General features: G+C 57.4%; 18 protein-coding genes and 2 pseudogenes. 13 read left to right on the forward strand and 7 right to left on the reverse strand.

Annotated features, from left to right (window positions below):
• Window positions 1–397 precede the first annotated feature (397 nt).
• The 6 genes from RGU44_RS11375 (at window position 398) to RGU44_RS11400 (ending at window position 6,371) form a co-directional block, all read left to right on the forward strand.
• On the forward strand, window positions 398–850 hold the full coding sequence (locus RGU44_RS11375) for a MarR family winged helix-turn-helix transcriptional regulator (protein ID WP_322178301.1): 453 nt from the start codon (window positions 398–400) through the stop codon (window positions 848–850).
• Window positions 847–2,931, forward strand: a complete 2,085-nt coding sequence (locus RGU44_RS11380) for an FUSC family protein (RefSeq protein ID WP_322178300.1) — start codon at window positions 847–849, stop codon at window positions 2,929–2,931. The genes RGU44_RS11375 and RGU44_RS11380 overlap by 4 nt, the downstream gene beginning before the upstream one ends.
• The gene (locus tag RGU44_RS11385) at window positions 2,928–3,137 is read left to right on the forward strand and encodes a DUF1656 domain-containing protein (RefSeq protein ID WP_219061446.1); all 210 of its coding nucleotides are present in this window, start codon (window positions 2,928–2,930) and stop codon (window positions 3,135–3,137) included. Before RGU44_RS11380 ends, RGU44_RS11385 begins: the two co-directional genes overlap by 4 nt.
• Complete coding sequence (locus tag RGU44_RS11390) at window positions 3,134–4,024, forward strand: efflux RND transporter periplasmic adaptor subunit (protein ID WP_322178299.1); 891 nt, start codon at window positions 3,134–3,136, stop codon at window positions 4,022–4,024. The genes RGU44_RS11385 and RGU44_RS11390 overlap by 4 nt, the downstream gene beginning before the upstream one ends.
• Window positions 4,021–5,460, forward strand: a complete 1,440-nt coding sequence (locus RGU44_RS11395) for an efflux transporter outer membrane subunit (protein WP_322217169.1) — start codon at window positions 4,021–4,023, stop codon at window positions 5,458–5,460. Before RGU44_RS11390 ends, RGU44_RS11395 begins: the two co-directional genes overlap by 4 nt.
• Window positions 5,461–5,549: 89 nt before the next feature.
• Window positions 5,550–6,371 carry an aldo/keto reductase gene (locus RGU44_RS11400; protein WP_322217171.1) on the forward strand — a complete coding sequence of 274 codons (822 nt, stop codon included), beginning with the start codon at window positions 5,550–5,552 and terminating at the stop codon, window positions 6,369–6,371.
• A 410-nt stretch (window positions 6,372–6,781) separates the two neighbouring features.
• Here RGU44_RS11400 and RGU44_RS25065 read toward each other — a convergent pair.
• A pseudogene (locus tag RGU44_RS25065) lies at window positions 6,782–7,053 on the reverse strand (hypothetical protein); the annotation flags it as partial.
• A gap of 27 nt (window positions 7,054–7,080) precedes the next feature.
• Window positions 7,081–8,196: an actin gene (locus RGU44_RS11405; protein WP_322217173.1), complete on the reverse strand. Its 1,116-nt coding sequence runs from the start codon at window positions 8,194–8,196 to the stop codon at window positions 7,081–7,083.
• A gap of 1,341 nt (window positions 8,197–9,537) precedes the next feature.
• Between RGU44_RS11405 and RGU44_RS25070 the strand changes: the two are divergent.
• From RGU44_RS25070 to RGU44_RS11415, 3 genes and pseudogenes are all read left to right on the forward strand, one after another.
• A pseudogene (locus RGU44_RS25070) lies at window positions 9,538–9,648 on the forward strand (hypothetical protein); the annotation flags it as partial.
• Between the two features lie 228 nt (window positions 9,649–9,876).
• Window positions 9,877–10,581: a methyl-accepting chemotaxis protein gene (locus tag RGU44_RS25075; RefSeq protein WP_407074577.1), complete on the forward strand. Its 705-nt coding sequence runs from the start codon at window positions 9,877–9,879 to the stop codon at window positions 10,579–10,581.
• Window positions 10,582–10,682: 101 nt separating this feature from the next.
• Entirely contained in the window at window positions 10,683–11,702 is a 1,020-nt protein-coding gene (locus RGU44_RS11415) for a transporter (protein ID WP_322178293.1), read from the forward strand.
• A 45-nt stretch (window positions 11,703–11,747) separates the two neighbouring features.
• Here the strand turns inward: RGU44_RS11415 and RGU44_RS11420 are convergent, their stop codons facing one another.
• Together RGU44_RS11420 and RGU44_RS11425 are read right to left on the reverse strand one after the other, a co-directional pair.
• Window positions 11,748–12,944, reverse strand: a complete 1,197-nt coding sequence (locus RGU44_RS11420) for an HlyD family secretion protein (RefSeq protein ID WP_322217178.1) — start codon at window positions 12,942–12,944, stop codon at window positions 11,748–11,750.
• Window positions 12,941–14,608 carry an MFS transporter gene (locus RGU44_RS11425; protein ID WP_322217180.1) on the reverse strand — a complete coding sequence of 556 codons (1,668 nt, stop codon included), beginning with the start codon at window positions 14,606–14,608 and terminating at the stop codon, window positions 12,941–12,943. The genes RGU44_RS11420 and RGU44_RS11425 overlap by 4 nt, the downstream gene beginning before the upstream one ends.
• A 328-nt stretch (window positions 14,609–14,936) precedes the next feature.
• Between RGU44_RS11425 and egtB the strand changes: the two genes are divergently transcribed.
• The 3 genes from egtB (at window position 14,937) to RGU44_RS11440 (ending at window position 19,475) form a co-directional block, all read left to right on the forward strand.
• On the forward strand, window positions 14,937–17,084 hold the full coding sequence (gene egtB, locus RGU44_RS11430; protein WP_322178290.1) for an ergothioneine biosynthesis protein EgtB: 2,148 nt from the start codon (window positions 14,937–14,939) through the stop codon (window positions 17,082–17,084).
• Window positions 17,085–17,240: 156 nt separating this feature from the next.
• Window positions 17,241–18,320, forward strand: coding sequence for an enoyl-CoA hydratase/isomerase family protein (locus RGU44_RS11435; protein ID WP_322217182.1), 1,080 nt, complete (start codon window positions 17,241–17,243; stop codon window positions 18,318–18,320).
• Window positions 18,321–18,323: 3 nt separating this feature from the next.
• Complete coding sequence (locus RGU44_RS11440) at window positions 18,324–19,475, forward strand: acyl-CoA dehydrogenase family protein (protein WP_322217184.1); 1,152 nt, start codon at window positions 18,324–18,326, stop codon at window positions 19,473–19,475.
• An 81-nt stretch (window positions 19,476–19,556) separates the two neighbouring features.
• Here the strand turns inward: RGU44_RS11440 and RGU44_RS11445 are convergent, their stop codons facing one another.
• The 3 genes from RGU44_RS11445 to RGU44_RS11455 all read right to left on the reverse strand — a co-directional run bounded on the left by RGU44_RS11445 (window position 19,557) and on the right by RGU44_RS11455 (window position 25,530).
• The gene (locus RGU44_RS11445) at window positions 19,557–20,114 is read right to left on the reverse strand and encodes a hypothetical protein (protein ID WP_322217186.1); all 558 of its coding nucleotides are present in this window, start codon (window positions 20,112–20,114) and stop codon (window positions 19,557–19,559) included.
• The gene (locus RGU44_RS11450) at window positions 20,065–24,825 is read right to left on the reverse strand and encodes a dermonecrotic toxin domain-containing protein (RefSeq protein WP_322217189.1); all 4,761 of its coding nucleotides are present in this window, start codon (window positions 24,823–24,825) and stop codon (window positions 20,065–20,067) included. The genes RGU44_RS11445 and RGU44_RS11450 overlap by 50 nt, the downstream gene beginning before the upstream one ends.
• A 144-nt stretch (window positions 24,826–24,969) precedes the next feature.
• Window positions 24,970–25,530 (reverse strand): NAD(P)H-dependent oxidoreductase, encoded by a 561-nt coding sequence (locus RGU44_RS11455; RefSeq protein WP_322178286.1) that lies wholly within the window; start codon window positions 25,528–25,530, stop codon window positions 24,970–24,972.
• Window positions 25,531–25,846: 316 nt separating this feature from the next.
• Between RGU44_RS11455 and RGU44_RS11460 the strand changes: the two genes are divergently transcribed.
• Window positions 25,847–26,059: a hypothetical protein gene (locus RGU44_RS11460; protein ID WP_219061461.1), complete on the forward strand. Its 213-nt coding sequence runs from the start codon at window positions 25,847–25,849 to the stop codon at window positions 26,057–26,059.
• Window positions 26,060–26,095 lie beyond the last annotated feature (36 nt).

The raw sequence follows: 26,095 nt of genomic DNA on the forward strand, positions 1-26,095 counted from the left end.
TAAGGCCACTATTACGGCATCATTTGATGACGACATCAGGATGAATAAAAGGTTCACCACAGACTGCATTAACAAAGGCGCCAGGTCCGAAACCTTGCGTCATTTTTTTGAATAAAAGCGCGATAAAGGCGCCCAATACCGTTTTTTATTACCGACAAACGGTAGTCATCTATTCAAACTCCACTGCTTTTTTTTCCAGTGAAAAGCTCTGTATCGGGCATCTTGCGTGTGGAAGGGAATGGTCACAGAGTCATGGAGATGGGCACTCACGGACTTCAGCCATGTGTGATTGCCTGGACAAGCAAGATGACGGTTGACGGCGCTGCAACAGTGTTACAAACTATTTATAGTTAGCAAGCTAATAATGTGATTTCAAACTATTATCACTGGCAACGCCATGACTCTCGATATTCTCCAAATGAGCATCAGCCGCGGCATCGTGGCAGCGTCCCGTCACTGGCGGCGCATCTGTCACACGACGCTCGTCGACTACGGCATCTCCGAAGCGTGCGCGATGCCTTTGTTGATGATTCTGCGCTTGGGCGACGGCGTGCGCCAAGTGACAGTGGCCCAGGCCGCCGGGATGGAAAGTCCATCGCTAGTGCGTTTGCTTGATCAATTATGTGCAGCTGACGTGGTCTGTCGCACCGAAGATCCCACAGACCGCCGCGCCAAATCCTTGAGCCTGACCGAGAATGGCCGCGCGCTGGCGTTGTCGATTGAAAATGAGTTGATTCGTCTGCGCAGGGACGTGCTCAAAAATGTCGACGTCGCGGATCTCGAAGCCACCCTGCGGGTGCTGAAGGCATTTGAAGATGCCGGCCATCACAGCACGGTATGGGCATCTTGAGCGGTTTTTTTACCGGGGTACCGCCGGCACGTGACTGGTTCTATGGCGTGCGTACCTTCGCCGCCTCAATGATCGCGTTGTATATCGCATTGATCATGGAAATGCCTCGGCCTTATTGGGCCATGGCCACGGTCTATATCGTTTCCAGTCCCTTTGTTGGCCCGACCAGTTCCAAGGCGCTCTACAGGGCGCTGGGGACCTTTGTCGGCGCGGCGGCGGCCGTTTTTTTCGTGCCATTGTTCGTGCAGACCCCGTTCTTGCTGGCCATCGTGATCGCTCTCTGGACCGGGACCTTGCTGTTCCTCTCGCTGCACCTGCGCACGGCCAACAGTTACGCGCTGATGCTCGCGGGCTACACCCTGCCGCTGATTGCCTTTCCGGTTGTGGATAACCCGCTGACAGTGTTCGACATTGCGGTGTCACGCACTGAGGAGATTGTCCTCGGGATCGTCTGTGCCGCCGTGGTGGGCGGCATGTTCTGGCCGCGCCGGCTGGCGCCCGTGATGCTGGGGGCGGCTGACAACTGGTTTGCCGACGCCAGCGCTTACAGTGAGCTATTTTTGGCGCGCACCCTGGCCCCGGAAGACATCGGCCGCCTTCGCACCTCGATGGTTGCTACTTTCAATACGCTGGAACTGATGATCGGTCAGTTACCTCACGAAGGTGCGCGCCCTCAGACAATGCGCAACAGTAAAGAATTGCGTGGACGGATGATTCACCTGTTGCCGGTTGTCGATGCATTGAACGACGCCCTTTTGGCACTGGAAAAACGCACACCCGAACAGGCCGAACGCCTCGCGCCGCTGCTGGCAGAGACCTGCGCCTGGTTGCATAGCACCCGTGAGGGCGCGCCGGTCGAACATTGGCAAGCGCTACGCGATCATCTGGAGCGCTTGCAACCCAGCTCGACGCAGCTGGATGATCGGCATCAGTTGCTACTGTCCAACGCCCTCTACCGACTCGGCGAATGGATCGATCTGTGGCAGGACTGTCGCAGCCTGCAACATGCGTTGCGCACTGACGACCAGTCCTCGTGGCGCGCGGTCTATCGGCACTGGCGGCTGGGCCGGCTGACGCCGTTTTTTGATCGCGGCTTGATGCTGTATTCGGTGTTTTCCAGCGTCACCGCAATCATCGTCGCGTCAGTGTTGTGGATTCTGTTGGGCTGGACCGATGGCGGCAGCGCGGTGATTCTGGCTGCGGTGGCGTGCAGCTTCTTCGCCGCCATGGACGACCCCGCACCGCAGATCTATCGCTTCTTTTTCTGGACCGCAATGTCGGTGCTGTTCGCCAGTCTCTATCTGTTCCTGGTGCTGCCCAACCTGCATGACTTCCCGATGCTGGTGCTGGCCTTCGCCATCCCCTTCATCGTCATCGGCACCTTGACCGTGCAGCCCCGCTTCTACTTGGGGACCTTGCTGACCATCGTCAATACGTCCTCATTCATCAGCATTCAGGGCGCCTACGACGCCGACTTCCTGGCCTTCGTCAACACCAACCTGGCGGGGCCAGTGGGGCTGTTATTCGCGTTTGTCTGGACCCTGGTGGTACGCCCCTTCGGCGTTGAATTAGCCGCCAAGCGCCTGACCCGCTTCAGTTGGCACGATATTGTCACCCTGAGCCAGCCGGCGACACTGGCCGAGCATCGGCGCATGGGCGTGCAGATGCTCGACCGCCTGATGCAGCATTTACCGCGCCTGACCATCACCGCTCAGGACACCGGGGTTGCCCTGCGCGAACTGCAGGTCGCCCTCAACTTGCTGGATTTGCAGGCGTATATCCATCGGGTACACGCAGTCCCCCAAGCGCTGCTACAGCAGGTGATCGATGAGGTCGGCGTTTATTTTCAGGCCTGCCTCAACGCCCGCCAACGCTTGCCCGCGCCCAAAGGTCTGTTGATGACCATGGACCGCGCACGGCGCTCATTGACCGCGCAATGGATGGACGACGATCCAACCCGCACTCACCTGCTGCATGCGTTGAGTGGCCTGCGCCTGGCGCTGCTGCCTGGCGTCGAAATAATGGCCACCGGTGAGGCCAAAGAACAACCGCCCTATGGCATCGACGGAGCGCCTTTATGATCGGTGATCTGGATATCAGCGGGGTGATCGTGCCCACGCTGATGGTACTGATGGGCATCACGTATTTGCTTTATCTAGTGGTGCACGCACTGCTGACACGCGCCCACTTCTATCGCCTGGTCTGGCACCGGGCATTGTTCAACGTAGGTCTATACGCTGTGTTGCTCGGCGCTGTGGATACTCTCAGTCGATACCTGATGAAATGAAAAAACCCTTACTGACATTGGGCCGAGTGGTCCTGACCCTGCTTATCGTGACCTTCGCCACTGTCGTGGTCTGGCGCATGGTGATGTATTACATGTTTGCGCCCTGGACCCGCGACGGTCGTATTCGCGCCGACGTGGTGCAGATTGCCCCAGACGTTTCCGGCCTGATTCAGAAGGTCGAGGTGACCGACAACCAGGTGGTGACCAAGGGCCAAGTCCTGTTCACCATCGACCAGGACCGCTTTCGTCTGGCCCTGCGTCAGGCCAAGGCGACGGCGGCCGAACGCCAGGAAACCTATGAACAGGCCCGTCGTGAAAACAAACGCAACCGGGGCCTGGGCAATCTGGTTGCCCAGGAACAACTCGAAGAAAGTCAGTCTCGCGAAGCGCGTGCATTGTCGGCCTTGAGCGAGTCACAGGTTGCGGTCGATGCCGCACAACTGAACCTGGACCGCTCGGTGATCCGCAGCCCGGTGGACGGTTACCTCAACGACCGCGCACCGCGTTCGCAGGAGTTTGTCACCGCTGGCCGCGCCGTTCTGTCGGTGGTCGACGGCACCTCGTTCCATATCGACGGCTACTTTGAAGAAACCAAGCTGTCTGGTATCCACATCGGCCAGGCTGTGGATATCCGCGTGATCGGTGATAGCGCACGCTTGCGCGGTCATGTGCAGAGCATCGTCGCCGCTATCGAAGACCGTGATCGCAGCAGCGGCACCAACCTGCTACCCAACGTCAACCCGGCGTTCAGCTGGGTGCGGCTGGCACAACGGATTCCCGTGCGAATCGCCTTCGACAGCGTGCCGGATGACTTTCGCATGATCGCCGGGCGTACCGCGACGGTGTCGATCATCGAGGACGCTCACCCTCGGGAGACCGCGCAATGAAACAAGGCGCACGTCTGGCGACCGTAGCCCTGGGTTTGCTGTTGTCCGCCTGCCAGATGGTGGGGCCGGACTATCATCTGCCCAAGGATGCCGCACTGAACCGCCCGGATTTGCAGGGCAAAATCGCGGGTCAGGGTGCCAATGCGATGTCAGCGCCGGTACCGGCAGATTGGTGGCGACTGTATCAGGACCCTCGGCTCGATGAGCTGGTACGTCAGGCCATGGCCTCCAACACCGACCTGCGGGTAGCGGCCGCCAATCTGGCCCGGGCCCGAATGCAAGTGGAGGAAGCCCAGTCTTTGGGGGGATTCCACAGCGGGGTAAAAATGGGCGCACAACGCTTGCAGGAATCGGGTGAAGCCTTTCTGTTAGCCGATAAAGTGCCCGTGGCCAATGTCGGCGACATCGGCATCAGCACCTCTTACCAGTTCGATCTGTTCGGCACCCTGCAGCGCGGCATCGAAGGCGCACAAGCCAGTGCCGATGCGACCCAAGCCGCAGCGGACACCGCGCGCATCACCCTGGTGGCCGACGTAGTACGCGCCTACACCCAGGTCTGCGCCGCCAATGAAGAGCAGAACATCGCCCTGCATTCGCTGGACCTGCAACAGCAAAGCCTGACCATGACCCAGCGCCTGCGCGACGCGGGGCGCGGGGATGAAACCCAAGTCACCCGCTCACAAACCCAATTCAAATCCCTGCGCGCCGAATTGCCCCGCTACAACGCCGCCCGTCAAGCCGGACTGTTCCGCTTGTCGATGCTGCTGGCCAAACCGCTGGCACAACTGCCTGCTGGCGTGACGACATGCGCTGAACTGCCCCACATCGCGCAGCTCATGCCCGTCGGCGACGGTGCCGCATTGCTCAAACGCCGGCCTGATATTCGTCAGGCCGAGCGTCGACTGGCAGCCGCCACCGCAGAGATTGGTGTCGCCACCGGCGCGCTGTACCCGGACATCAGCATCGGCGCGAGCATTGGCACCGTTGGTATTCTGAGTAACCTCGGCCAACCGGCCACTAATCGCTGGGGCTTTGGGCCCTTGCTGAGCTGGACGGTGCCATCGAACGGCTCCCGTGCGCGGATCCATGAAGCCGAAGCCTCGACCCAAGCCGCACTGGCGCATTTCGATGGCGTGGTGCTCAACGCGATCCGCGAAGCCCAGACCGGTCTGGCGCAATACACCGCCTTGCTGGAGCGGCGTGAGGCGCTGGCCGACGCCGAACAGTCGGCCCGGCAAGCGGCCGATCAGACTCACCGTTTCTTCCAGGCTGGCCGCGCCTCGTTCCTTGCCGACCTCCAGGCTACACGCACCTATACTGATATTCGTGCCCAATTGGCTTCGGCTAACACCCAAGTCGCCATGGGCCAGATCGATCTGTTTTTGGCTTTAGGTGGGGGTTGGGAGAATGGCCGTACGGCGGTGGTGAATAAATGACCGATATCACCGCTTTTCCCGGTCCGGTTTGAACCTGCTCGTCATCCTGCTGCCAGAATAAATATCACCCACTGATTGTAGGAGATTACATGCAAACCCTCGAATTGGCTGGCGCATCCGTCCCCGTCATCGGCCAGGGCACCTGGCACATGGGCGAAGATCCGCATCAACGAAAACATGAAGTGGCCGCGTTGCGTTTGGGCATCGAACACGGCATGACCCTGATCGATACCGCTGAAATGTACGCAGAAGGCGGTGCCGAGGAAGTGGTCGGTGAGGCCATCGCCGGGCAGCGCGACCGCGTGTTTCTGGTGAGCAAGGTTTACCCACACAACGCAAGCCGCACCGGCATAGTAGAGGCGTGTGAACGAAGCTTGCGACGCCTCGGCACAGAACACATCAACCTGTACCTGCTGCACTGGCCCGGCCAACACCCACTGGAAGAAACCGTCGAAGCCTTCGAACGCCTGCGCGAAGCCGGCAAAATCGGTGGCTGGGGCGTCTCCAATTTCGACGTCACCGACATGGCGCACTTGGCCAACCCGGCCTGCGCGACCAATCAGGTGCTCTACAACCTCGAACAACGCGGCATCGAATTCGATCTACTGCCCTGGGCGCAGATCCACCTCATGCCGCTGATGGCCTACTGCCCCATCGCTCAGGCCGGGCACCTGCTGAAAAACCCGGTGCTGCAAGACATCGCTGCCCGGCATGACGCCACCCCCGCGCAGATCTGCCTGGCCTGGGTGCTGCGCAATAAAGGCGTCATCGCGATTCCCAAAGCCGTCAAGCCCGAGCACATACGCCTCAACGCTGCTGCCGCACAATTGACCCTGACCGCAGAAGACCTGCACGCCATCGACAGCGCCTGGCCTGCGCCCACTCGCAAGCGGGTGCTGGCGATGGTGTGAGCCGCTGCTTAAGCGGTCACGGACACACCCGACTATCCGCCGAACAGCCTTATCAGCGTGCGGCGGATTACCATGGGAGGAAGCACTACGCCATTGGGTCGCGATCAACTTTTTGGTAGACCCCCGCGACATCAGTATTGTCTGGCCGCGAAGGGATCATCGCCAGTTGCACTTTGACGTTATTCTCTTTATGAGCCCTCCAGCGCTTGAGGCTCGCCTCAAACGCTGGCGACTGCGCAGCATTGCCCTAAACATCGGCCGGTTTTAGTTTGATGGCGTTCAATTCCCCCAAGCGGCCAATGGTCGTATTGAGGCGACTTCTTTCTGCTCCAAGGCGGGTTGTTGTATGACTTGAGCCCTCATCGAAACTACGTGCATTACTGCTCACGGGCGTATTTGCATATCGCAGTGTCCTCAATGGATTCACAACCGAGGTCCCAGAGGATGGAAGACTTTTCGCCATCACTGAACGTCACCGGCATGAAATGCTGCTGTTTCCCATGATGCCGATAAGGCTCGCCACCCATACGTCCAAGCCCAAAACCGAACAGCAGCCAGCCGTAGGGAAACTTCCTCGGACGGCAATCAGAATGATTTCGTCATGATGGCTAACAAACGCCTGGGTTTCGGTACCCCCGATCAATTCCGGGTCGGTGTAGAAGTGCAGCCTGGCCGGATGCTCCTAATTAAAAGGGGGGGGGTCTCGAACTTAAAAGCACTTTCTATGCACAATTGAAGGACCCACTTCATCATAGTCTTTACGGGTAATCCACATTGTTTGAAAGGTGCTGAGCGAAGCGAGTATAGAACCACCAATCCAAACGCTGTATTTACGTTCAGGTGGTGCAATAACCTTAATTTTCATGCGGGAAGGTGCTAGCTTGGTGATTTCCTTTTGCAGCCTTTCAGCCATGCCCGAAAACATTGTAGAGCCACCAGTTAAAACGATGTTGCTATAAAGATCTTTTCGAATATCAACATCGCACTTCATGATGCTGTTATAAACCACCTCATGAATTCCTGCGAATTTGAATCCAGTCAGTGAAGGTTTAAACAACACCTCCGGGCACCGGAAACGTTCGTCACCCACAGTGATTTCTTGGCCATCTGCCAGTTCATACGATTCCTGAAGACTGCTGGAGGTCGCTGCGCCTTCCATTTCAGCCTCAAAATCCATTGCGACGTAACACAGCTTCTCTTTGATCTCCTGAACAATTGAAGACTCTGCCGTTGTGGCAAAAGAGTAGCTGCGTTCTGACAGTATTTTAACCAGGTAGGCCGTCAGGTTTCGCCCTCCAATGTCCGTCCGCAAGACTGCGTGAGGTGACGCATAGCCTTCGTAAATCGGAACAGCATGAGTAACGCTATCGCCCACCTCCAAAACTATCCCCGTTGTACGTCCTGAGGCATACAGAGCCAAAACCGCTTGAATCGAGACATAACAAGCGCGGCAATTAAATACCTCAAATAATATTTTAACCATTTTCTCCCGGCTACTACGTGGGTTAAGCGGCGGCTCCGTCAAGAGTATGTCATGCTCGGCAGGTTTCACTTTTAATACGTTGTCAAATACATGGTGTAGAATGAGCTCGAAATCGTCCCAGTCAGTGATGAAGCCATGCTCTACCGGGCAGCTAAGTTTCAATGTATCTCTTTTAGCTAGCGCTTCCTCACCCACGTACACTGCCTTTTGGTTTGCATCAGCCGATTCTGGCCTGCCTACTACGGTGGGAAATACCGCTGCTGGTCTGTCTTCACCGGCGAAACCTACCTTCATCGTGCTACTGCCAATATCAATAACTATCGCGCAGACTTCTTCACTCATGATGTATTGCTCCTATTATTCAATAACAGCGGGCAGTCGCAATGATATTCTCATTAGCCCCCAGTGATTGAGCGCATGGTCGTCATCATGCTGCCCGTTGCTCACGTACAGTTTCTCCAATAAGGTTTTTGCCGTCTACTGTCATATATGACAGTGATCTATTCTCTTTTCGAATACTTTCTTATCTTTTTATAGTCATATTTATGAATGCTTTCGAGCATTCCGAATTCCGTGATCTGATCTGCCGCGGCCAGCGACCCGTCCGGTGGAAGCTTGAGTTAGGGAAACTCTGAAAAAGGTTTCCAAATATGGTTCATCTAAAAAAGCCGGTATTTCCGATATTTCAGTGAATTACTTTATTTCTGAGCGCTTGACGCCCGATTTCCGGCAAAAAGAAGGGCCTACTTCAGACCTTCCCTAGCAGGGTAAACACGCCGCGCTGATCAATCGCTTAAACGAAGATTTTATTCGCCACAAGAAGGAAAAATATGGCCTTCCGTTGGCGGTCTGGAGGGCGTGCGAGGTTCAGGATAGTTATTGCCGCTGCGAATTTTCTTGAAAAGTCGTACCGGGGGCGGAAAGAGATTGGCCGCAGCGTACTGTTCATCCGAACGAAAAACCGCATTACTCAAGAAACCCCGGCGTCCGCCGACCTCTAGGTACGACCTTCAAGTTCGGGGCAATCCCGGCCTTGAAGAACAGGGATGTCTTTGCCGCACCCGTTCCCACGTGGAATGCCTTCTTCTTGGCCATGAGAGACCCCCCATGTTCTTGCAAAAATCGCTGAGAGCCCAGATTCTGGCGTTGCTCGGTGGCAGCCTGTTGGCGATCCTGCTGATCGCGCTGGCCTGTTTTCATTTCCTCTCCAATAGCGTGCAGAACTACAAAGGCCTGATCGACGGGCCGTTGCACACATCCCAACTGATCGATGAGGCCAACCTCCAATTCAAAATTCAGGTACAGGAATGGAAGAACGTCCTGCTGCGTGGTAAGGAACCGGCAGAGCTGAATAAATACTGGGGACAATTCGAGGAGCGCCAACGTGAGGTGCAAGACATCCTTGGGCGCCTCGCCAACCAGACGCCCCCCGAGTTGAAAACCCGGATCGAGAAACTGCGCGAAGCCCATCAAGTGCTGGGCACCGCGTACCAGAAAGGCCGCGATGCATTTATAGCCTCTAACGGCGACCCTGTTGTAGGTGATACGGCAGTCAAAGGCATGGATCGGCCCGCCAGTGAACAAATGAGTGAGCTGGTCGCCCAATTACGCGAGCAGGGCAGCCAACAATCCGAGCACATCAGCGCAGACGCAAACCAAACAATTCTCCTGGGTATTGCGGTGATGCTGGTGTCCGGGCTGTTGATCGGACTGCTGAGCCTGTGGCTGGTCAATCGCAATCTGATCGATCCAGTTCGACGATTGATCGAATACGTCGCCCAGCTCAGCCAAGGTAAATTCGGTGACCGCGTCAGCACCGAGCGTCAGGATGAGCTAGGCCGTCTGGCCGTGGCCGCCAACACGCTTCGAGACTTTCTGGCAAAGACCTTCAACCGTTTGAAGGTCAGCGCTACGGACCTGGATAGCGCCAGCAGTGAGTTGAATGCGATTGCACAACTGATCGCTCAGGGCACCAACGAGCAGTTCGAGCGCACCGATCAGGTCGCCACGGCCATGAACGAAATGTCCGCCACCGCGCAAGAAGTGGCTCGACACGCAGAGCAGGCCGCCACTGCGGCAGACGCCGCCGACCACAGCGCCCAGCAAGGCGAACAGGTCATGCAGACAACCATTGCCGCGATTACTCACATGCGTGGCGAGATATCCAATACAGCCTCGGTCATCCGTCAGTTGGAAACCGACAGCGGAAGAATTGGTAAAGTACTCGAAGTCATTCGCGGTATCGCCGAGCAGACCAACCTGTTAGCCCTGAACGCGGCCATTGAAGCGGCGCGCGCCGGCGATGCAGGACGCGGGTTTGCCGTTGTCGCCGATGAAGTCCGCAGCCTGGCACAGCGCACCGCGGCCTCAACTGCCGAAATCAATCAAATCATCCACACCGTACAGACTGGCGCCCTCGACGCAGTGAAAGCGATTGAGGGTGGCCAGTCTCGCAGCGAAGAAAGCGTCGAGCAGGTCACCGAAGCAGGCCATATGCTGCATCGCATCACCGAAGCGGTCGAGGCGATCCGCGACATGAACCGACAGATCGCCACGGCGGCCGAAGAGCAAACCTCGGTCGCCGAAGATATCTCGCGCAATCTGGTAGAGATTACCCAAATCGCCAGCGCCAATCAGGACAATGTAAAACGCACCGAAACGGCCAGCCGTAACCTGCACAGCGTGTCGGGTCAGTTGAATGAGGTGACAGCACGGCTGAGTGCCTGAGACACCGATTGAACTGTAACAAAACTGTCAAAACAGATTGCCATGATGCGGTTTTAGCAATCCTGCGTCCCTGACAGGCGTATTCAGGTCAGCGAGCATCCATGAACAACAGCATCGTGCACGATCATCAGGATTCAGACTTGTTCGGCTTGATCTATGGGTTTCGTTTCCTCCCCGGTGAGCGGGGTCGGGAAATCGATTCGGCCGCCGCCCTGGAGTGCCTGCACACTCCGGGCGACCCCGAAGAATTCATCTGGCTGCACCTGAACCTGGCCCATGCAGGCTGCCAACGCTGGATGAAATCGCATCTGGAACTACCGGAAGAGTTTTTCGAAGCCCTGCATGAAGGGTCACGCTCGACACGCATCGAACACATCGACTCGTCGCTACTGGCAGTGGTCAACGATGTGGTGTTCAACTTCGGCATGGTGTCTTCAGACATCTCTACCTTGTGGGTCTGCACCCGCAGCCACATGATGATCAGCGTCCGCTTGCAGCCCCTGCATTCGGTAGACAGGCTGCGTCACTCGGTAAAACGCGGGGAGTTTTTCCGCTCGCCGCTGGAGCTTCTCGTGCATTTGCTGCGCGATCAAGGCGAAGTCCTCGAACAGATTGTGAGGAAAACCACGGTCAGCGTCGATCAAATCGAAGACCAACTGTTGTCTTCACGCCTGAGCGATAACCGCGCAGACCTGGGTGCCATGCGCCGGGTGCTGGTGCGCCTGCATCGGCTATTGGCCCTGGAACCCAGGTCCCTGCTGCGCCTGCTCAACCGCCCACCGGCCTGGTTCCAGAAAGAAGACGTGCAAGAGCTGCGTAAATCCACCGATGAATCCGCACTGGTGATCAGCGATCTCACCGCGCTGGGCGAGAGGATCAAGCTGCTGCAGGAAGAAATCGCCGCCAAGCTCAACGAGCAGAGCAGCCGCACCCTGTTCACCTTGACCGTGGTCACCGTGCTGGCGCTGCCGATCAATATCATCGCAGGCTTCTTCGGGATGAACGTCGGCGGCATTCCACTGGCCACTGACCCCGAAGGCTTTTGGGTACTGGTGGCGTTGGTCGCAACGTTCACCCTGCTCGCGGGTCGCTGGGCCTTTCGCAAACGCGACGACTACTGAAGCGCGCAAGCATTCAGTGCACGGCTCGCGCCAAGAGCCGTTCACTCAGCGGCGTTGATCGGCTCGTTCCGGGGCTGAATCGTCATCAACCTGATCAGGCGGTACTTCGCCGCTCTGGCGGGTGTCGATGCTCACCACCACTGACATCCCCGGTCGCAAGCGTTTGGCCTGGGGTTGATCGGGGTCAACGACGATCCGCACCGGTATCCGCTGGGCAATCTTGACGAAGTTCCCCGTGGCATTGTCCGCGGGTAGCAGGCTGAACTCCGAGCCAGCGGCGGGCGAGATTCGCTGTACCCTGCCCTGCATCTTCTGATGGTCGAGGGCGTCGACGCTGAAGGTTACCGGCTGACCGAGACGTACGTTGGCCATCTGGGTTTCTTTCATATTGGCGATGATCCACAGCCGATCCGGCACCAGCGCCATCAGTTGCGCCCCCGAATTGACGTAAGCGCCCAACCGCACGCCGATCTGCCCCAACTGACCATCACGCGGGGCTGTAACCCGCGTGTTGGACAGGTCGATACGCGCCAGTTCGATGGCGGCCTCGGCATTGGCCACCGACGCTTCCAGCGAGCCACGATTGACGATCACGGTTTGCAGATCCTGGCGGGAAATCTCCAGCGAAGCTTGCGCCTCGGCGACGGCGGCGACAGCTTGGGCATTGTCTGCGCGGCTCAGGTCCAGGTCGCGCCTGGACACTGAGCCATCGGCGACCAAATCCTCATTACGGCGCAAATCAGCGGCGGTCTTGCGGCCTTGGGCAATAGTGTTGGCCAGAGCGGCCTGTCGCAGGAGGATGGTCGCTTCGGCACTGCGACGCTGCTGCAGGTTGTTGGCCAGCGCCGCTTTCTGCACCGCCAGTTGGGCCAGCGCCTGATCCAGGTGCTGCTTGTAGATCCGATCATCGAGACGCACCAACACATCGCCGGCCTTGACGAACTGGAAGTCCTGCACGAGCACCTCATACACATACCCGCTGAGCTGAGGCCCGATGATCGTCACCTGCCCCCTGACCAACGCGTTTTCCGTACTCTCGATGGCACTGCTGAACGGCGGTAGTTGCCAGGCGTAAAGCACGATCAATATGCCGATGAGCGCAATCGAGCCAAATATCAATGAAGAGAAAATCCGTACCCGCAACGGACGCGGCTGAGTACTCGGCGGTTCCGTGACGGGCGCCGGCGGTGGGCCTGAAGAGGCCGCTGGTGTGGCGTTTGCCGGAGTATTGGGCTCAGTCATGAAAGTTCAGCGCCACTGGAGGGGTCGGAGGACGTCGTTGTCGGGGCAGGAGCAATTTTTTCGGTGGTCATCTTCAGCCAGAGACTGCGCAGGAAAATCCAGATAAGGGTCAGCACCGCGATCAGCACGATCATCATGAATACATCGTTGTAGGCGAGAACATTTGCCTCTCGGGTCGCCGCCGCTGCAAGGGTGCGAATCCCCTGGTTGGTACGCAGCGACGGGTCGGCAATGGCGGAGGCATAACTGCCACTGGCGATTTGCAGGCTCGATTGCACCTGGGCATCGATCAACGTCAGGTGTTCGACGACGTGACTGGAGTGAAATTTCTCGCGCACAACCTGCAGCGTGCCCAACGCCGCCGACCCGATCAGCCCGCCAAGGCTTTGGGTGATACCGAACAACACCGAAAAGCTCACCAGATTACGCGGGTTGCCAATCACCCCGCTCATCCCCTGTACCAGGGTCGGACCGAGGAAAAAGGTACCCCCGAAGGCCAGCAGAAACTGGCTCAGGTACATGTTCTCGGGCCGGGTCAGATTGGTCGAGCTGCTGTCCATCCAGGCACCCACGGCCATTGTCGCCAGCGAAATGATCACCGGTTTGAACAGGTGCTGCGGATCGATGGTCAGCGCACTGGCCGCCAGCCCCACCACGCTGCCCAGCAACATCACCAGATACAGGCTGTGCATCTGCTGGCTGCTCATGTTCAACACTTGCAAAAAGCCCACCGCGCCGATGGACTGTTCCGACAACACGATACGAATCAACATCACGGCCAAACCCAGACGAAGGATTCGGCCGCTGCCCAGCCAGCGAGTGATCAGCAAGGGGTTGGTGCGGTTATGTTCGATCGCCAAGCCAGCAAAGACCAGGGCGATCGATGCAGCCGAGGCGATACCGATCCATGGCGCCTCAAGCCACCAGTCAATCCGTCCCAACGACAGCACGGCGCACAATAAGGCAAAGCCGCTGGCGAGCAGGCCGAAGGTGAGAAAGTCGAGTGTTTCAAACGCCTTGAACCGGTCGCCCGGGGGCAGTTTCAGCAGGAGCACGCAGCCCAGCGAGAGCAACGCCATGCCCAGTTCAAAGAGATAAAGGCCGCGCCATTCGGCGATTTGCAACAGGTCTTCGGACACCAGTCGCGCCAGAGGAATCGCCAGCTGCGAAGTGCCCAGGCCAAGGACCAGCGCCTTCATTCGCCATTTCTGCGGGAAGGCCTGGATCATGTAGTACAGCCCCAACGAACTGAGTGCCGCGCCGACCATACCGTGGGCCGCACGCACGGCCACCGCCGACCCCAGGTCGTTGACGAACAGGTGCGCGAACGTCACCAGCGCATACAACACCAAAAATACTTCAGTGAATGCACGCAAGCCAAACTGCTGGCGAAACTTCACCAACAGCAGGTTCATCGACACGTTGGTCATGACATATGCGGCGGGCAGCCAGGCAATTTCCGCAGTCGTCGCACCCAAAGCGCCTTGCAAGTACGGCAGATTGGCAACCACCAGTGCATTACCCAGACCGCCGGTCAACGCAACGATCACACCGACGATTGCAAACGCCCAACGTTTGCCCGTCGAGTGCAACGGCGTGGACGGGGAGCCAGGCAGTGCCGGGCGCTCGTGGGGCGCCCAATGGCGAGGGGTGTACTCGTTCATCGAGTGGACCTGATGGAGTATCTCCTCAAATGTTCATGAACCGAGCGAGTCCAGATCAGTAAAGCGCGCGGTCAAGGCGTAGTAAACCGTAGGACAGGAGTTCTTGCCAGCGTTGGGTGAAACCGATTGAAACGAGCCTTGGACTCGCTGATTTCAAGCGGACAGGAATACCCGGCAGCCTTTTATATTCCGCGATCCGACATTCGGTTTGAACATTACGCGCGCACTGCACATCACAGTTATTACCCCTGTCAGGGTGACCTTCAAAGCCTAAGGTGTATAGGGCTGAACAACGTACCAGCCATTGAACTGCCGAAGAGAGGACCTGATGATCAGCACCTCAAGCGAGCGACGTAATATTCCCACCGGTAACGCACGTCTCAAGCGCTATCTGTCTATTCGACGCAGGACCGAGAACCTGATCGCACCACTGAGTGCCGAGGACATGGTCGTTCAGTCAATGCCTGACGCAAGCCCGACAAAATGGCACATGGCGCATACCACGTGGTTCTTTGAAACGTTTCTGCTGGCCGAGAACGTTGTCGACTACCGCCCTTTCGATCCGGCATTCGGTTACCTGTTCAACTCGTATTACGAAGCCGTCGGCCCGCGTCATCCCCGACCGCAGCGCGGGCTGATGACACGTCCGAGCGTGGACAGAGTACTGGACTACCGCAAGCATGTGGACGAACACATGCGCACGCTGCTTGAGGCAGACATAACCACGGCCACTGCCGATTTGCTTGAGCTGGGTCTGGCCCATGAGGAACAACATCAAGAGTTGTTGCTGATGGACATCTTGCACCTGTTCAGCACCTCCTCGCTCAAGCCGGCCTATGACCCACGTTGGCCCAAAGACCTTCCCGGGCGGCGCGGCCGGTTCAAGCCGCTCAAGGGGGGACTGACGGAAATCGGCCACAAGGGCCAAGGCTTTGCCTTTGACAATGAAGGCCCCCGACACACCACCTACCTGCAACCGTTCGAAATCAGCGACCGCCTGGTGACCAACGGCGAATGGCTGGCGTTCATGGCGGACGGTGGCTATACCCAAGCCGGGCTATGGCTATCGGACGGCTGGGCCGCGGTCCAGGAACATGGCTGGAATGCCCCACTTTATTGGCAATACGACGCGCCCGGCTGGCGCCAGCTGACCTTGCGCGGGCTGGAAGCCATTGACCCGACAGCGCCAGTGATCAACATCAGCTATTACGAAGCGGCCGCCTTTGCCCACTGGGCTGATGCGCGCCTGCCAACAGAGGCCGAATGGGAAGCTGCCGCAGAGGCCGGACTGCTGGAGCAGGTGGATGACGTCGCCTGGCAATGGACGCAAAGTGCCTACAGCGCCTACCCGGGGTTTCGTCCGGCTGCTGGCGCGGTGGGCGAGTACAACGGCAAATTCATGATCAACCTGATGGTCCTTCGCGGCGGGGCCAGTGTCACCGCCCCTGGCCACACCCGCACGACCTACCGCAACTTTTTCCACCCGGAAAAGCGCTGGATGTTTTCCGGCCTGCGCCTGGCCCGTGATGCCCGCCAGCCTGGCGCAGTGAACAGCCACGACAGCGAGTTCGCCCGCGACGTGATTGCCGGGTTGTCGGCGTCGGTGAAAAGTCTGTCGCCCAAGTATTTCTATGACGCTGCTGGCTCCGAGCTGTTCGAGGCCATTTGCGAGACCGCCGAGTACTACCCGACCCGCGCTGAAACCGCCCTGTTGACTCACGTGGCCCAACAGCTTGCCAGTACCATTCCAGACGGTGCAGCGCTGGTGGAGTTCGGCAGTGGCGCCTGCGAAAAAACCCGTCTGTTGCTCGATGCAGCGCCGCAGCTTGCGCTGTATGTACCGATCGACATCAGCGCCAACGCATTAAAGAAGGCCGCCGTACGACTGAGGAAACGCTACCCGCACTTGAACATCGTGCCGCAGATTGACGATTTCAGCCGCGCCCTGCAATTGCCGACCGAGGTAGCCGGGCACACCTGTGTGGGATTTTTCCCCGGCTCGACCATTGGTAACTTCACTCACGATCAAGCCGTGAAGTTTCTGCGTTCAGCCCGGACCTTGTTGGGCGATCAGGCACATTTCATCGTTGGAGTGGATCTGCTCAAAGAGGCCGACATTCTGGTGGCCGCTTACGACGATGCCGACGGTGTCACCGCGCGTTTCAACAAGAATCTGTTGACCCGTATCAACCGCGAACTCGACGGCGACTTCAACGTCGAGGCCTTCGACCATCTGGCGCTGTGGAACGAAACCGAGGAGCGCATGGAAATGCATTTGGTGAGCCGCCGCGAACATGTAGTCAAGGTCGCTGGACACACGTTCCACTTCAACGCTGGCGAACGCCTGCACACCGAGAATTCACACAAGTTCAGCATCGAATCATTCACCGCGCTTGCGGCGGACGCCAACTGGTCGGTGAGTGCTTTCTGGGTGAGCGAAGCCCCCCAAGTGGCGCTGTTCAGTTTGAAGGCTTGAGGCCTATTTGGCATGTCCTCTCTTTGGCCCATGCAAAAATGCCCAACCGCACTGCAGTATTCTCGATTGTCATTTGCAAATTTGCACTGGTAGCATCCGTGGGTCATTTCTCGCACCAGATGAGAAGCAGAACAATAAAGCAGCAGGGAGATAGCCATGACTGCCCAGGAATTACCCGTTGGAACTGGCAACGCTGTACTCGCCACGGTGCGTAACCATATCGGCCATTTGACCCTCAACCGCCCCGCTGGCTTGAATGCCCTCTCCCTGGACATGGTCCGCATCCTGCAAAAACAGCTCGATGCCTGGGCTCAGGACGATGAGGTGTACGCCGTGGTCTTGTGCGGCAGCGGCGACAAGGCCTTCTGCGCCGGTGGCGATATCCGTTCGTTGTACGACAGCCACAAAAATGGCCTGACTGTGCATCTGGACTTTTTCGTCGAGGAGTACGCCCTCGACCTGGCCATCCACCGCTACCGTAAACCCGTGTTGGCGCTGATGGATGGCTATGTGCTTGGCGGCGGAATGGGCCTGGCTCAAGGCGCCGACTTGCGGGTGGTCACCGAACGCAGCCGACTGGCGATGCCGGAAGTCGCCATCGGCTACTTCCCGGACGTGGGCGGCAGTTATTTCCTGTCGCGGGTACAGGGCGAGCTGGGGGTTTACCTTGGCGTCACCGGCGTACAGATTCATGCGGCGGACGCACTGTATTGCGGGTTGGCCGACTGGTACCTGAACAGCGAAGTTTTACCGCAGTTGGACCAGCAACTGGACAGCCTGCTGTGGAATGACAACGCACTGAAGGATTTACAAAACCTGCTGGCAAAAAACGCCGTGCAGCAATTGCCCGATGCCCCGCTGGAAAAACTGCGTCCGGTCATCGACCATTTCTTCAGCCAGCCGAACGTGCAGAGCATCATCGAACAACTGCGTGAAGTCACCGTGGCTAACAGCCACGACTGGGCGATGAGTACGGCTGCCTTGATGGAAAGTCGCTCGCCGCTGGCGATGTCGGTCACCCTGGAAATGCTGCGTCGAGGTCGCCATTTACCACTTGAAGCCTGCTTCGCTCTGGAGCTGCACCTCGATCGCCAGTGGTTCAAGCGCGGCGACCTGATCGAAGGGGTCCGCGCACTGATTGTCGACAAAGATAAAAATCCACAGTGGAACCCACCCACCGTGCAGGCGCTCAGTGCCGAGCATGTCCAAAGCTTCTTTAACGGCCATGAGGGCTAAGCCATGCACGACCTCGAACTGACAGAAGAACAGGTAATGATTCGCGACATGGCGCGCGACTTCGCCCGTAATGAAATCGCACCCTATGCCCAGGCATGGGAAAAAGCCGGCTGGATCGATGACGCCCTGGTCGCCAAAATGGGCGAACTGGGCCTGTTAGGCATGGTGGTCCCGGAAGAATGGGGCGGCACTTATGTCGATTACGTCGCCTACGCCCTGGCCGTGGAAGAGATTTCCGCAGGCGATGGCGCGACAGGTGCGCTCATGAGTATTCACAACTCGGTGGGCTGTGGCCCGGTGCTCAACTACGGCACCGAGGCGCAAAAGCAGACGTGGCTGGCCGAGCTGGCAAGCGGTCAGGCCATCGGCTGCTTTGCCCTGACCGAGCCACAGGCGGGCTCCGAAGCACACAACCTGCGGACCCGTGCTGAGTTGCGGGGCGACGAATGGGTCATCAATGGCGCCAAGCAGTTCGTCAGCAACGGCAAACGCGCCAAACTGGCCATTGTTTTCGCCGTGACCGATCCCGAATTGGGCAAGAAAGGCCTGTCGGCGTTTCTGGTACCAACCGACACTGCGGGCTTCGTGGTAGACCGTACCGAACACAAGATGGGCATTCGCGCATCAGACACCTGCGCCGTGACCTTGAGCAATTGCCGCGTTCCCGCCGCCAATCTGCTGGGTGAGCGTGGCAAGGGCCTGGCCATTGCCCTGTCCAACCTTGAAGGCGGACGCATCGGCATTGCCGCACAGGCACTGGGCATCGCCCGCGCCGCGTTCGAAGCCGCATTGGCGTATGCACGTGAGCGGGTGCAGTTCGACAAGCCGATCATCGAGCACCAAAGCGTCTCGAATATGCTCGCCGACATGCACACCCAACTCAACGCTGCACGCCTGCTGATCCTCCACGCGGCGCGCCTGCGCAGCGCGGGCAAACCCTGCTTGTCGGAAGCGTCACAAGCCAAGCTGTTCGCGTCGGAAATGGCTGAGAAAGTCTGCTCCAAGGCGATGCAGATCCATGGCGGCTATGGCTACCTGGAAGACTACCCGGTGGAGCGTTATTACCGGGATGCACGGATCACCCAGATCTACGAAGGTTCCAGTGAAATCCAGCGCCTGGTCATCGCCCGTGAGTTGCGGCACTACACGATTTGATTCGCCGGTATAAGAGCTAAGACGAGCCGCTTTTTAAAGCGGCTCATTTTCAATGCAGCCTTGATGCACCCGACAAGCGAGTCAAGCGGCGAAGCGTTGGCGCCCCAACAACGTGACGAGAAGGCCCAAAGAGTCAGCATTTCCCAGGATGATTTCGCTGCGTTTTTCAGCATCGGCCAGAAAAACCGGGCGAGCGTCTGCCAGGGTTGTCTGTCCGGTGATGTTCAGAACGAATTGCTTACCCTCCCCTTCATCATTGATGTCTTGCCACTGGCCATTTTTAAAGTGCTTGAACAGCTGACTGATGGGGGTCCGATGCGAAAGATAGCGGTGATGCAACTCCTCCAGATCGGATTTGATCCGAATCTGGTCCGGCGTATCGATGGCCAACAAATCGAGGAAAGGGGCCGTGGCCTCCAGGTAAGCGATGTCGTGCGTGTCATTGCTCAGGTGAGACAGTTCGTGGATGAGTGCAGCCGCTCGATAGTGGGACCTCAGATTGAAACCCGCGCTGCCAACGGCTGAAGGCTTGAGGTGATATTTCGACGCTTCAAAAAACTGCTCGCTCAGGTAAATACGCTGGAGTGGATCAGCTTTTAGCGTGAACGCGACAGTGGTTTCGTACCCTGCCCGATTCACCCCCAAGACAAAAACGGGGTGAAGAATAAGGTGCCAACGAGGCATCCATCACGGCGTTGAACAAGCCCGTTGTCGACTTTTTGATTGCATCGACAAGTCCGGCACTCGGCGTCTGTACACCGAAGAACTCACCAATGATTGTGTTGACCTGTGCATTGAGCGGTGCAGCGGGCGTTCGCACGTTCAGATTTTCCAGGCAGGTCTCGATATAGCGTTTGGTTTGCAGATGGGCGCGACCAATCCTGCGTGCGTGGTCTCGATACCCCAGACGTATCGCAGGCATTCCACTGGCCAGAACGTCGAACTCATGATTGACCGCTGCGTCGATCTCACTCAGGGTTAAAGCATCAGGAGATTTAGGCCGAGTAAGAAGCCCGCCTCCCCCCCTCAACCCCCAACGCACATTGAGTTCCCATTGCTGATGGTCATTGAGTTTCAGGTTCGGCCCGACATTGTCACCACTGACAATGTGCCAGGCCCCCTCATCCTGCATCTGTACCTGATAGACCTTGCCAGCGACAGCCGCATACTTTTTCAGCGTCAAGGGCGCCTGGTAAAGGTTGTACAGCTCATCTTTCATCAAATCGCTCAATGCGATATCGGACACTTCGAACGCCTGCAAACGGACTTTTACGTCTGGGGGCAATTGGGCATTTCGCCAAGAGAATCCCAGCGGCGCGTCAAGGTCACTCAGCACCTCAGAGGCTGAATCGTCGACCTCCAGCGCCTTCAAGGCTGAATGTTTGGCCGACACAAAAATGGCCAAAGCAGCGGTAAACTCCGACACTGCCTCGCCCCAGTGTCGACTGGCGGCCGAGGTGGCTGATGAGTGAAACAACGATAGCCCTTGCCAGCCAGCAGCCATCAGGCCGAGATCGCCGGGCAGAAAAATAAGGACTTGCTCGGCCTGAAGCGTCATCAGGTACGTGAGCGACTCCCAATCAGCCTGGGCAGTAGTGACTGTCTGCGTTTTCGCTATTTCCTTGAATACGCTAACGGCATCACGGAACAGATACTGCAAAACATTGCCCTCAACAGGTTCGCTGTCCAGGGTGATAGGCCCCAATGAAAACATTGGGAAATCCGTATAGAACTCGGTACTCCACACCGGAGGCAGAAGGAAGCTGTGATGGCCATAACGCGTTTGCACGTCGGGCGTGACACGCTGCATGAGCTGAGTTTGCAGGCTGCTTGATGTACGTATGTCCTGCAGCAGGCTGGCGTTGTCGGCGTACTCCTTGAAGCAAAAATTCTGGTTAAAAATCGAATAAAGGATCACCGGCCCCTGAGATGGGTCCTTTGGGCCTATGACGTAAAAGCCGGGCACACTGTCCGCCATGGCGCCCGCCTGCGCGATCAGTCGAAGCGGACACAGGATAATGTCCTCTTCATGTACAGTTTGCCGGGCAAGACTATCGGGCATCTCCATGAGGCCCTCGATGTAATCGTAGGCGCTGGCACTGAGCTGCCCTTCAAGCTTTTTCTGAACAGCAGTTTCGATCATCAGCGCTGGCAACTGCTTGAAAAATAAACGTCTGCGAAGGCTGTAGTCTGAATGACTGCTGTCCAGCTTTTGCGTCAGCAGTTTTTGATAATGTGCTCCCACATCCAACGTGTGGATCAACCCACTCAGGTAGGCGGGCGTCAACAGAACGGTAGCCAGGCTCTCTTCAGCAGAACTCACCGCCAGGCTCGCCCCCTGGATCGTCGAAAAATGATTAAGCGAGTATTCGGTCAATGTTTCGGTGTTGACATCGGTCACTGCGGGCAAAAAAGAAGGCGTCTGTCCCGTGCCCACCGGGGCTCCAACGTATCGCGTAAGGGTTATTCGCAAGGTGTCCGGGTCAAATGACTGGCCGGGGAAGTCGATACTCAGCTGGTCGAGTATTTTTTCGCGGGCGTACGCCTTTAGATACGGAATGCCGAATAGAAAATCATTGATCGGATCACCGACCCGAAAGTAACGCTTGAGTACGTCGGCATAGCTCTGCAAGTCGTCAATCGAGGCTTTTTTTAACCAGGCCGGCATTTGCGCTTCGAACAGGGCACTCTGAATGGCCCCTGACATCGCATCCAGTGCTGCATCCATCTGGTCATTGGCCTGGGCAGCGGTCACGAGGTTGCTGAACAGTTTCGTCTCTAGACGGCAGTCCGTTGCGAGTTGAACCGCGTGCTCGACAGCCTTGCATTGCCGGTCCTGCTCGACCCGTTGCAACTGCTCAATGAAATGCTCATTCAGCGGAATAGTATCGATAGACAATAGATTGCCATCGGGTTGCTCCAGGTGTTTGCGGATCATGCACTTTTCAGGCTCGGGAAAAAGATCCAACCATTGCTCGCGGTGATGAGTGTTCGCCAGCTTCGCAATCAATAACCGCTTGAGACCAACAAGTGAGTCGAATCGTCGTACACCCAACAATGAAGACCAGAGCACTACACCCGTGGGGGCGAGTGAGGGTTGATGCAGCATGAAAAGGTTGGTCATCTGCACCGATGGGCGCTTCTCGTCATAGGTGCACGACAGGGCGCAGACTTCGACGATAGCGTCGCCAAATACCCGGCGCAGACTACGCACAGGGTAATCCAGTACTTGCTCAAGCATGACCTGCGCTGGCTGATCGAGGTCGTCCAGACGTCCCTTCAGGTTCAGCTCCAGGCGAAGCAGTGCTGCCGTTATCTCGCACGACAACGCCCGAGGGTCCAATCGGGAGTTGACCTGACGCAGAGCATGCGTGTGGAACCGCCTGGTCTGACGTGCCAGCGCTGCGGAAAACTGGGCATGCGCGTATTTCAGCAGATGATTGACCAACGCAGGCGTCAGCAGTGTGCTGGGGTCTGTCTGCGCAATCGTTGCCGGAGCAAGGATAATCTGATTGTCGACGTGCACATCGACTACTCGATGACCGCTCACCCGGTCGAGCAGCAGGGTGATCAGATCGACTGGGGGCATTGTCGGACTGACTGCGCCAGCTCGGGCTTCTGCCGTGTTTCTCAGCACCTCGACAGGCAATGCCTCAATGAGCTGCACGTGAACATCCTTCGCATCCAGACGGCCATCACACAGGATGGCCAACTGCCTGTTCAGCACATCGCGGGCGCAGGATTCGATACCCGGGTGCGCTTTCCAGATAAGCCGGGATGCATCATCAAGCGTCTGCATCCGCTCTAGCCAGGATGGACTGAGCGTGGCCGCCACGGCCTTGGCAGGTGGGAGTGCCAGTGGGATCGAAGGTGTCAGGCGCCATGCTTCACCGAACGTGCCCGGTACATCACGCCATCGACCACCGCCACCCAGCCGCGACAGGCGATGGTCAATCAGATGACGAATATCCAACGCATCGTCAATCATGACGGCTGCCAGATCGCGGTCTCTGCGAGGCTGATCGATAACGAAAGCCAGATTGCGGTTCTGCAAGGCGATGACCGAGTCGACTCGATCCAGAAACAAGGGCCGGTCGATGTTTTCAAACGCCAACTGCAACCTGGCCGCCGTGCGCACCCGAGCGTGATCATCCAGCGACAGGTAGTGAAGGAGTTCTGTGCGTCCTTCGCCTGTGGAGAAGTGATCGCTCAATTCCCTTCGATTTCGAAACGAACGCAGTCCCTTTCCCACTGAGTAAAGCAGCAGTTCCGACAGCGACGGCACAATCCACTCCACCAGAAATACGCCCGCCAGCTCCGACGGATCTCGATGATCAAGAGACAGTGTGAGCTTCCTGAGGCGAACCTGACCACCATCGCCCCATTGCTCAAGAGACGGATCTAACAGTGAGCTGACTCGTCGAAACTCATGAGCGTCGAACTTAGCATCGTGCCTGCGTGCCAGCAGCGCCTGTCGGAAGCATTCGGACAACGCAGCGGCAACGTATTCACGACGCGTCTGGCCATGACCTACCGGAGACCACCAAAAATGACCCAGTCGATTATCAAAAGACGTTTTCAGTTCCTTGACCGTATCAGACAGTGCTTGTCGTTGAGGTTGCGCCTCCAGTGAGTCAAGGGTCGTACCCGACGGCCCCAGAAAGCGGTGCTCAGCGCCTTGCGGCAATTCCCGGTCGATGTACTCGTCCAGTGCCGCATCCACGAGCGACTGGACGGCCGTGACGTCTTTCATCGACGACCGCGTTGTTGACTGGATGATCTGCAGAATGTGCGTCGAAGGATCGATTGACGTCTCGGGTATTGCGGTCTTGATCTGCCCTTCCAAGCCGTATTTCAGTACCGATTGCAATGAGGGTGTTTGCTCAAAATGCTGGGCCAGCTCAACGAGTTCTTGTACTTGGTGATCGATGATCTTGAGCATCCGAAACTCAAACAACGGCTCATCGATCAATTGATTTTCGAACGCCGGCACGTCACTTGTTTGCGATCCGAAACGTTTTAGCAATTTGACCAGCAGTTGTTCCCTATCATCGAATCGCTCCAGGCCATACAGCAGGGTACTCAGGTAAACGGTGGTGTCGCTCGATGGGTAGCTGATTAACACGGCCGCAGCCAGTTCAACGTCAGTGGGCAGACCACCGGTTTTGATCACGCGGTCCAGCCGCGGTGGTATCACCGTCCCGTCCAGAGCAGAGGGACCCACCAGCGTTCGCAACCAGCGCGCTTCGTCCTCGTCTATACGTTCGGCGAGGACGGCGTCCGTCACGTCGCGGGAAAATCTTTCTTTGAGCGATTCGGTATGGAAGTACGGGCGGGAGGGGGATGTCATGGCAAGTTTCCTTTTGCGCTGAAAACCACCCCGCCGAACGAATTCCGCGACGGTGGTTGAACGTGAAAGAGAAACTTACCGAATTACCTCGCCTGCCCTGCGTTACATAATGCAAGGCAGGCGCTGACGCACCGCCTTTAGGCGTTAAACCTTCTTATGCTGCTCAACCCAGGCCGCAAACGCGTTCATGAATGTTTGCAGGAAGGGCTTGGTTTGCTCGGACACCGTACCGGCGGCATCGAAAAAAGTCCCCGCGTTGCCCAGGTAGGCTTCCGGCTGCTGCATGCACGGTACGTTAAGAAAAACCAGCGATTGACGCAAATGATGGTTGGCGCCAAAACCGCCAATGGCACCCGGCGAGGCACTGACTACTGCGCCTGGCTTGCCGTCCCAGGCACTTTTGCCATACGGACGCGAACCCACGTCGATGGCGTTTTTCAGGACACCCGGTACCGAACGGTTATATTCCGGGGTGACGAACAGCACGCCATCGGCTGCGCTGATTTGCTGGCGAAAGGCCGTGTAAGCGGCCGGAGGAGAGTCACTATCGATATCTTCGTTATAGAGGGGCAAATCGCCAATTTCGACGATATTCAGCTTTAGGCTGCTGGGTGCCAACGCCACCAACGCGCGCGCGACCTTACGGTTGATTGAGTCCTTTCTCAGACTGCCAACAACAACAGCGATCGTATAGACCTGGCTCATGAAGATTTCCGCTCACTGATTAATGGAGGTGTAAGTTATAGATGAAGTCACCTATTTAGTCTGGTTTTCGGGTCCGACCATTACGATTGAACTGTTGAAAACGCCACGCACAGCCACTTGCTACCCGCAGTACCAACGGCTCAGACTATTTTTTCAGCACTGGAAAACTAGCCTGCAAAACAGCGGTCTGACAAATATAGGTGTAGCAGCTGAATCAATTCGTTCAGACTTACCTTACAAGCGGGCATCGATTGTCAGCGCGTGGTGTTAGCATGTCAGCGCAAATGAGCGGTTATCTCCAGAGGTTACAAAGCAAATGGCTTCAGTTCTCGTCCGACATTTTCATGCAAGAGATGCGGAAGGCCGCGTCTACTCGGTGCATGAATTCCAGGAATCACAGCCCGATGCGGCCAGCGGCACGGAGCCTGTTTCGACCTACCGTCTGGCCATTGGCGATCGAGTCAATCATTTGGGCGGAGATGACTTCGAGTTGCTTCAGTCCGGCGTAAAAATGACCCGCACTCCCTGATCCGGGAGCGTGCATCGTTAACTGTGCTGAATCGTC

Origin of the sequence: Pseudomonas sp. 5C2 (assembly GCF_034314155.1) — a bacterium.
GTDB lineage: Bacteria > Pseudomonadota > Gammaproteobacteria > Pseudomonadales > Pseudomonadaceae > Aquipseudomonas.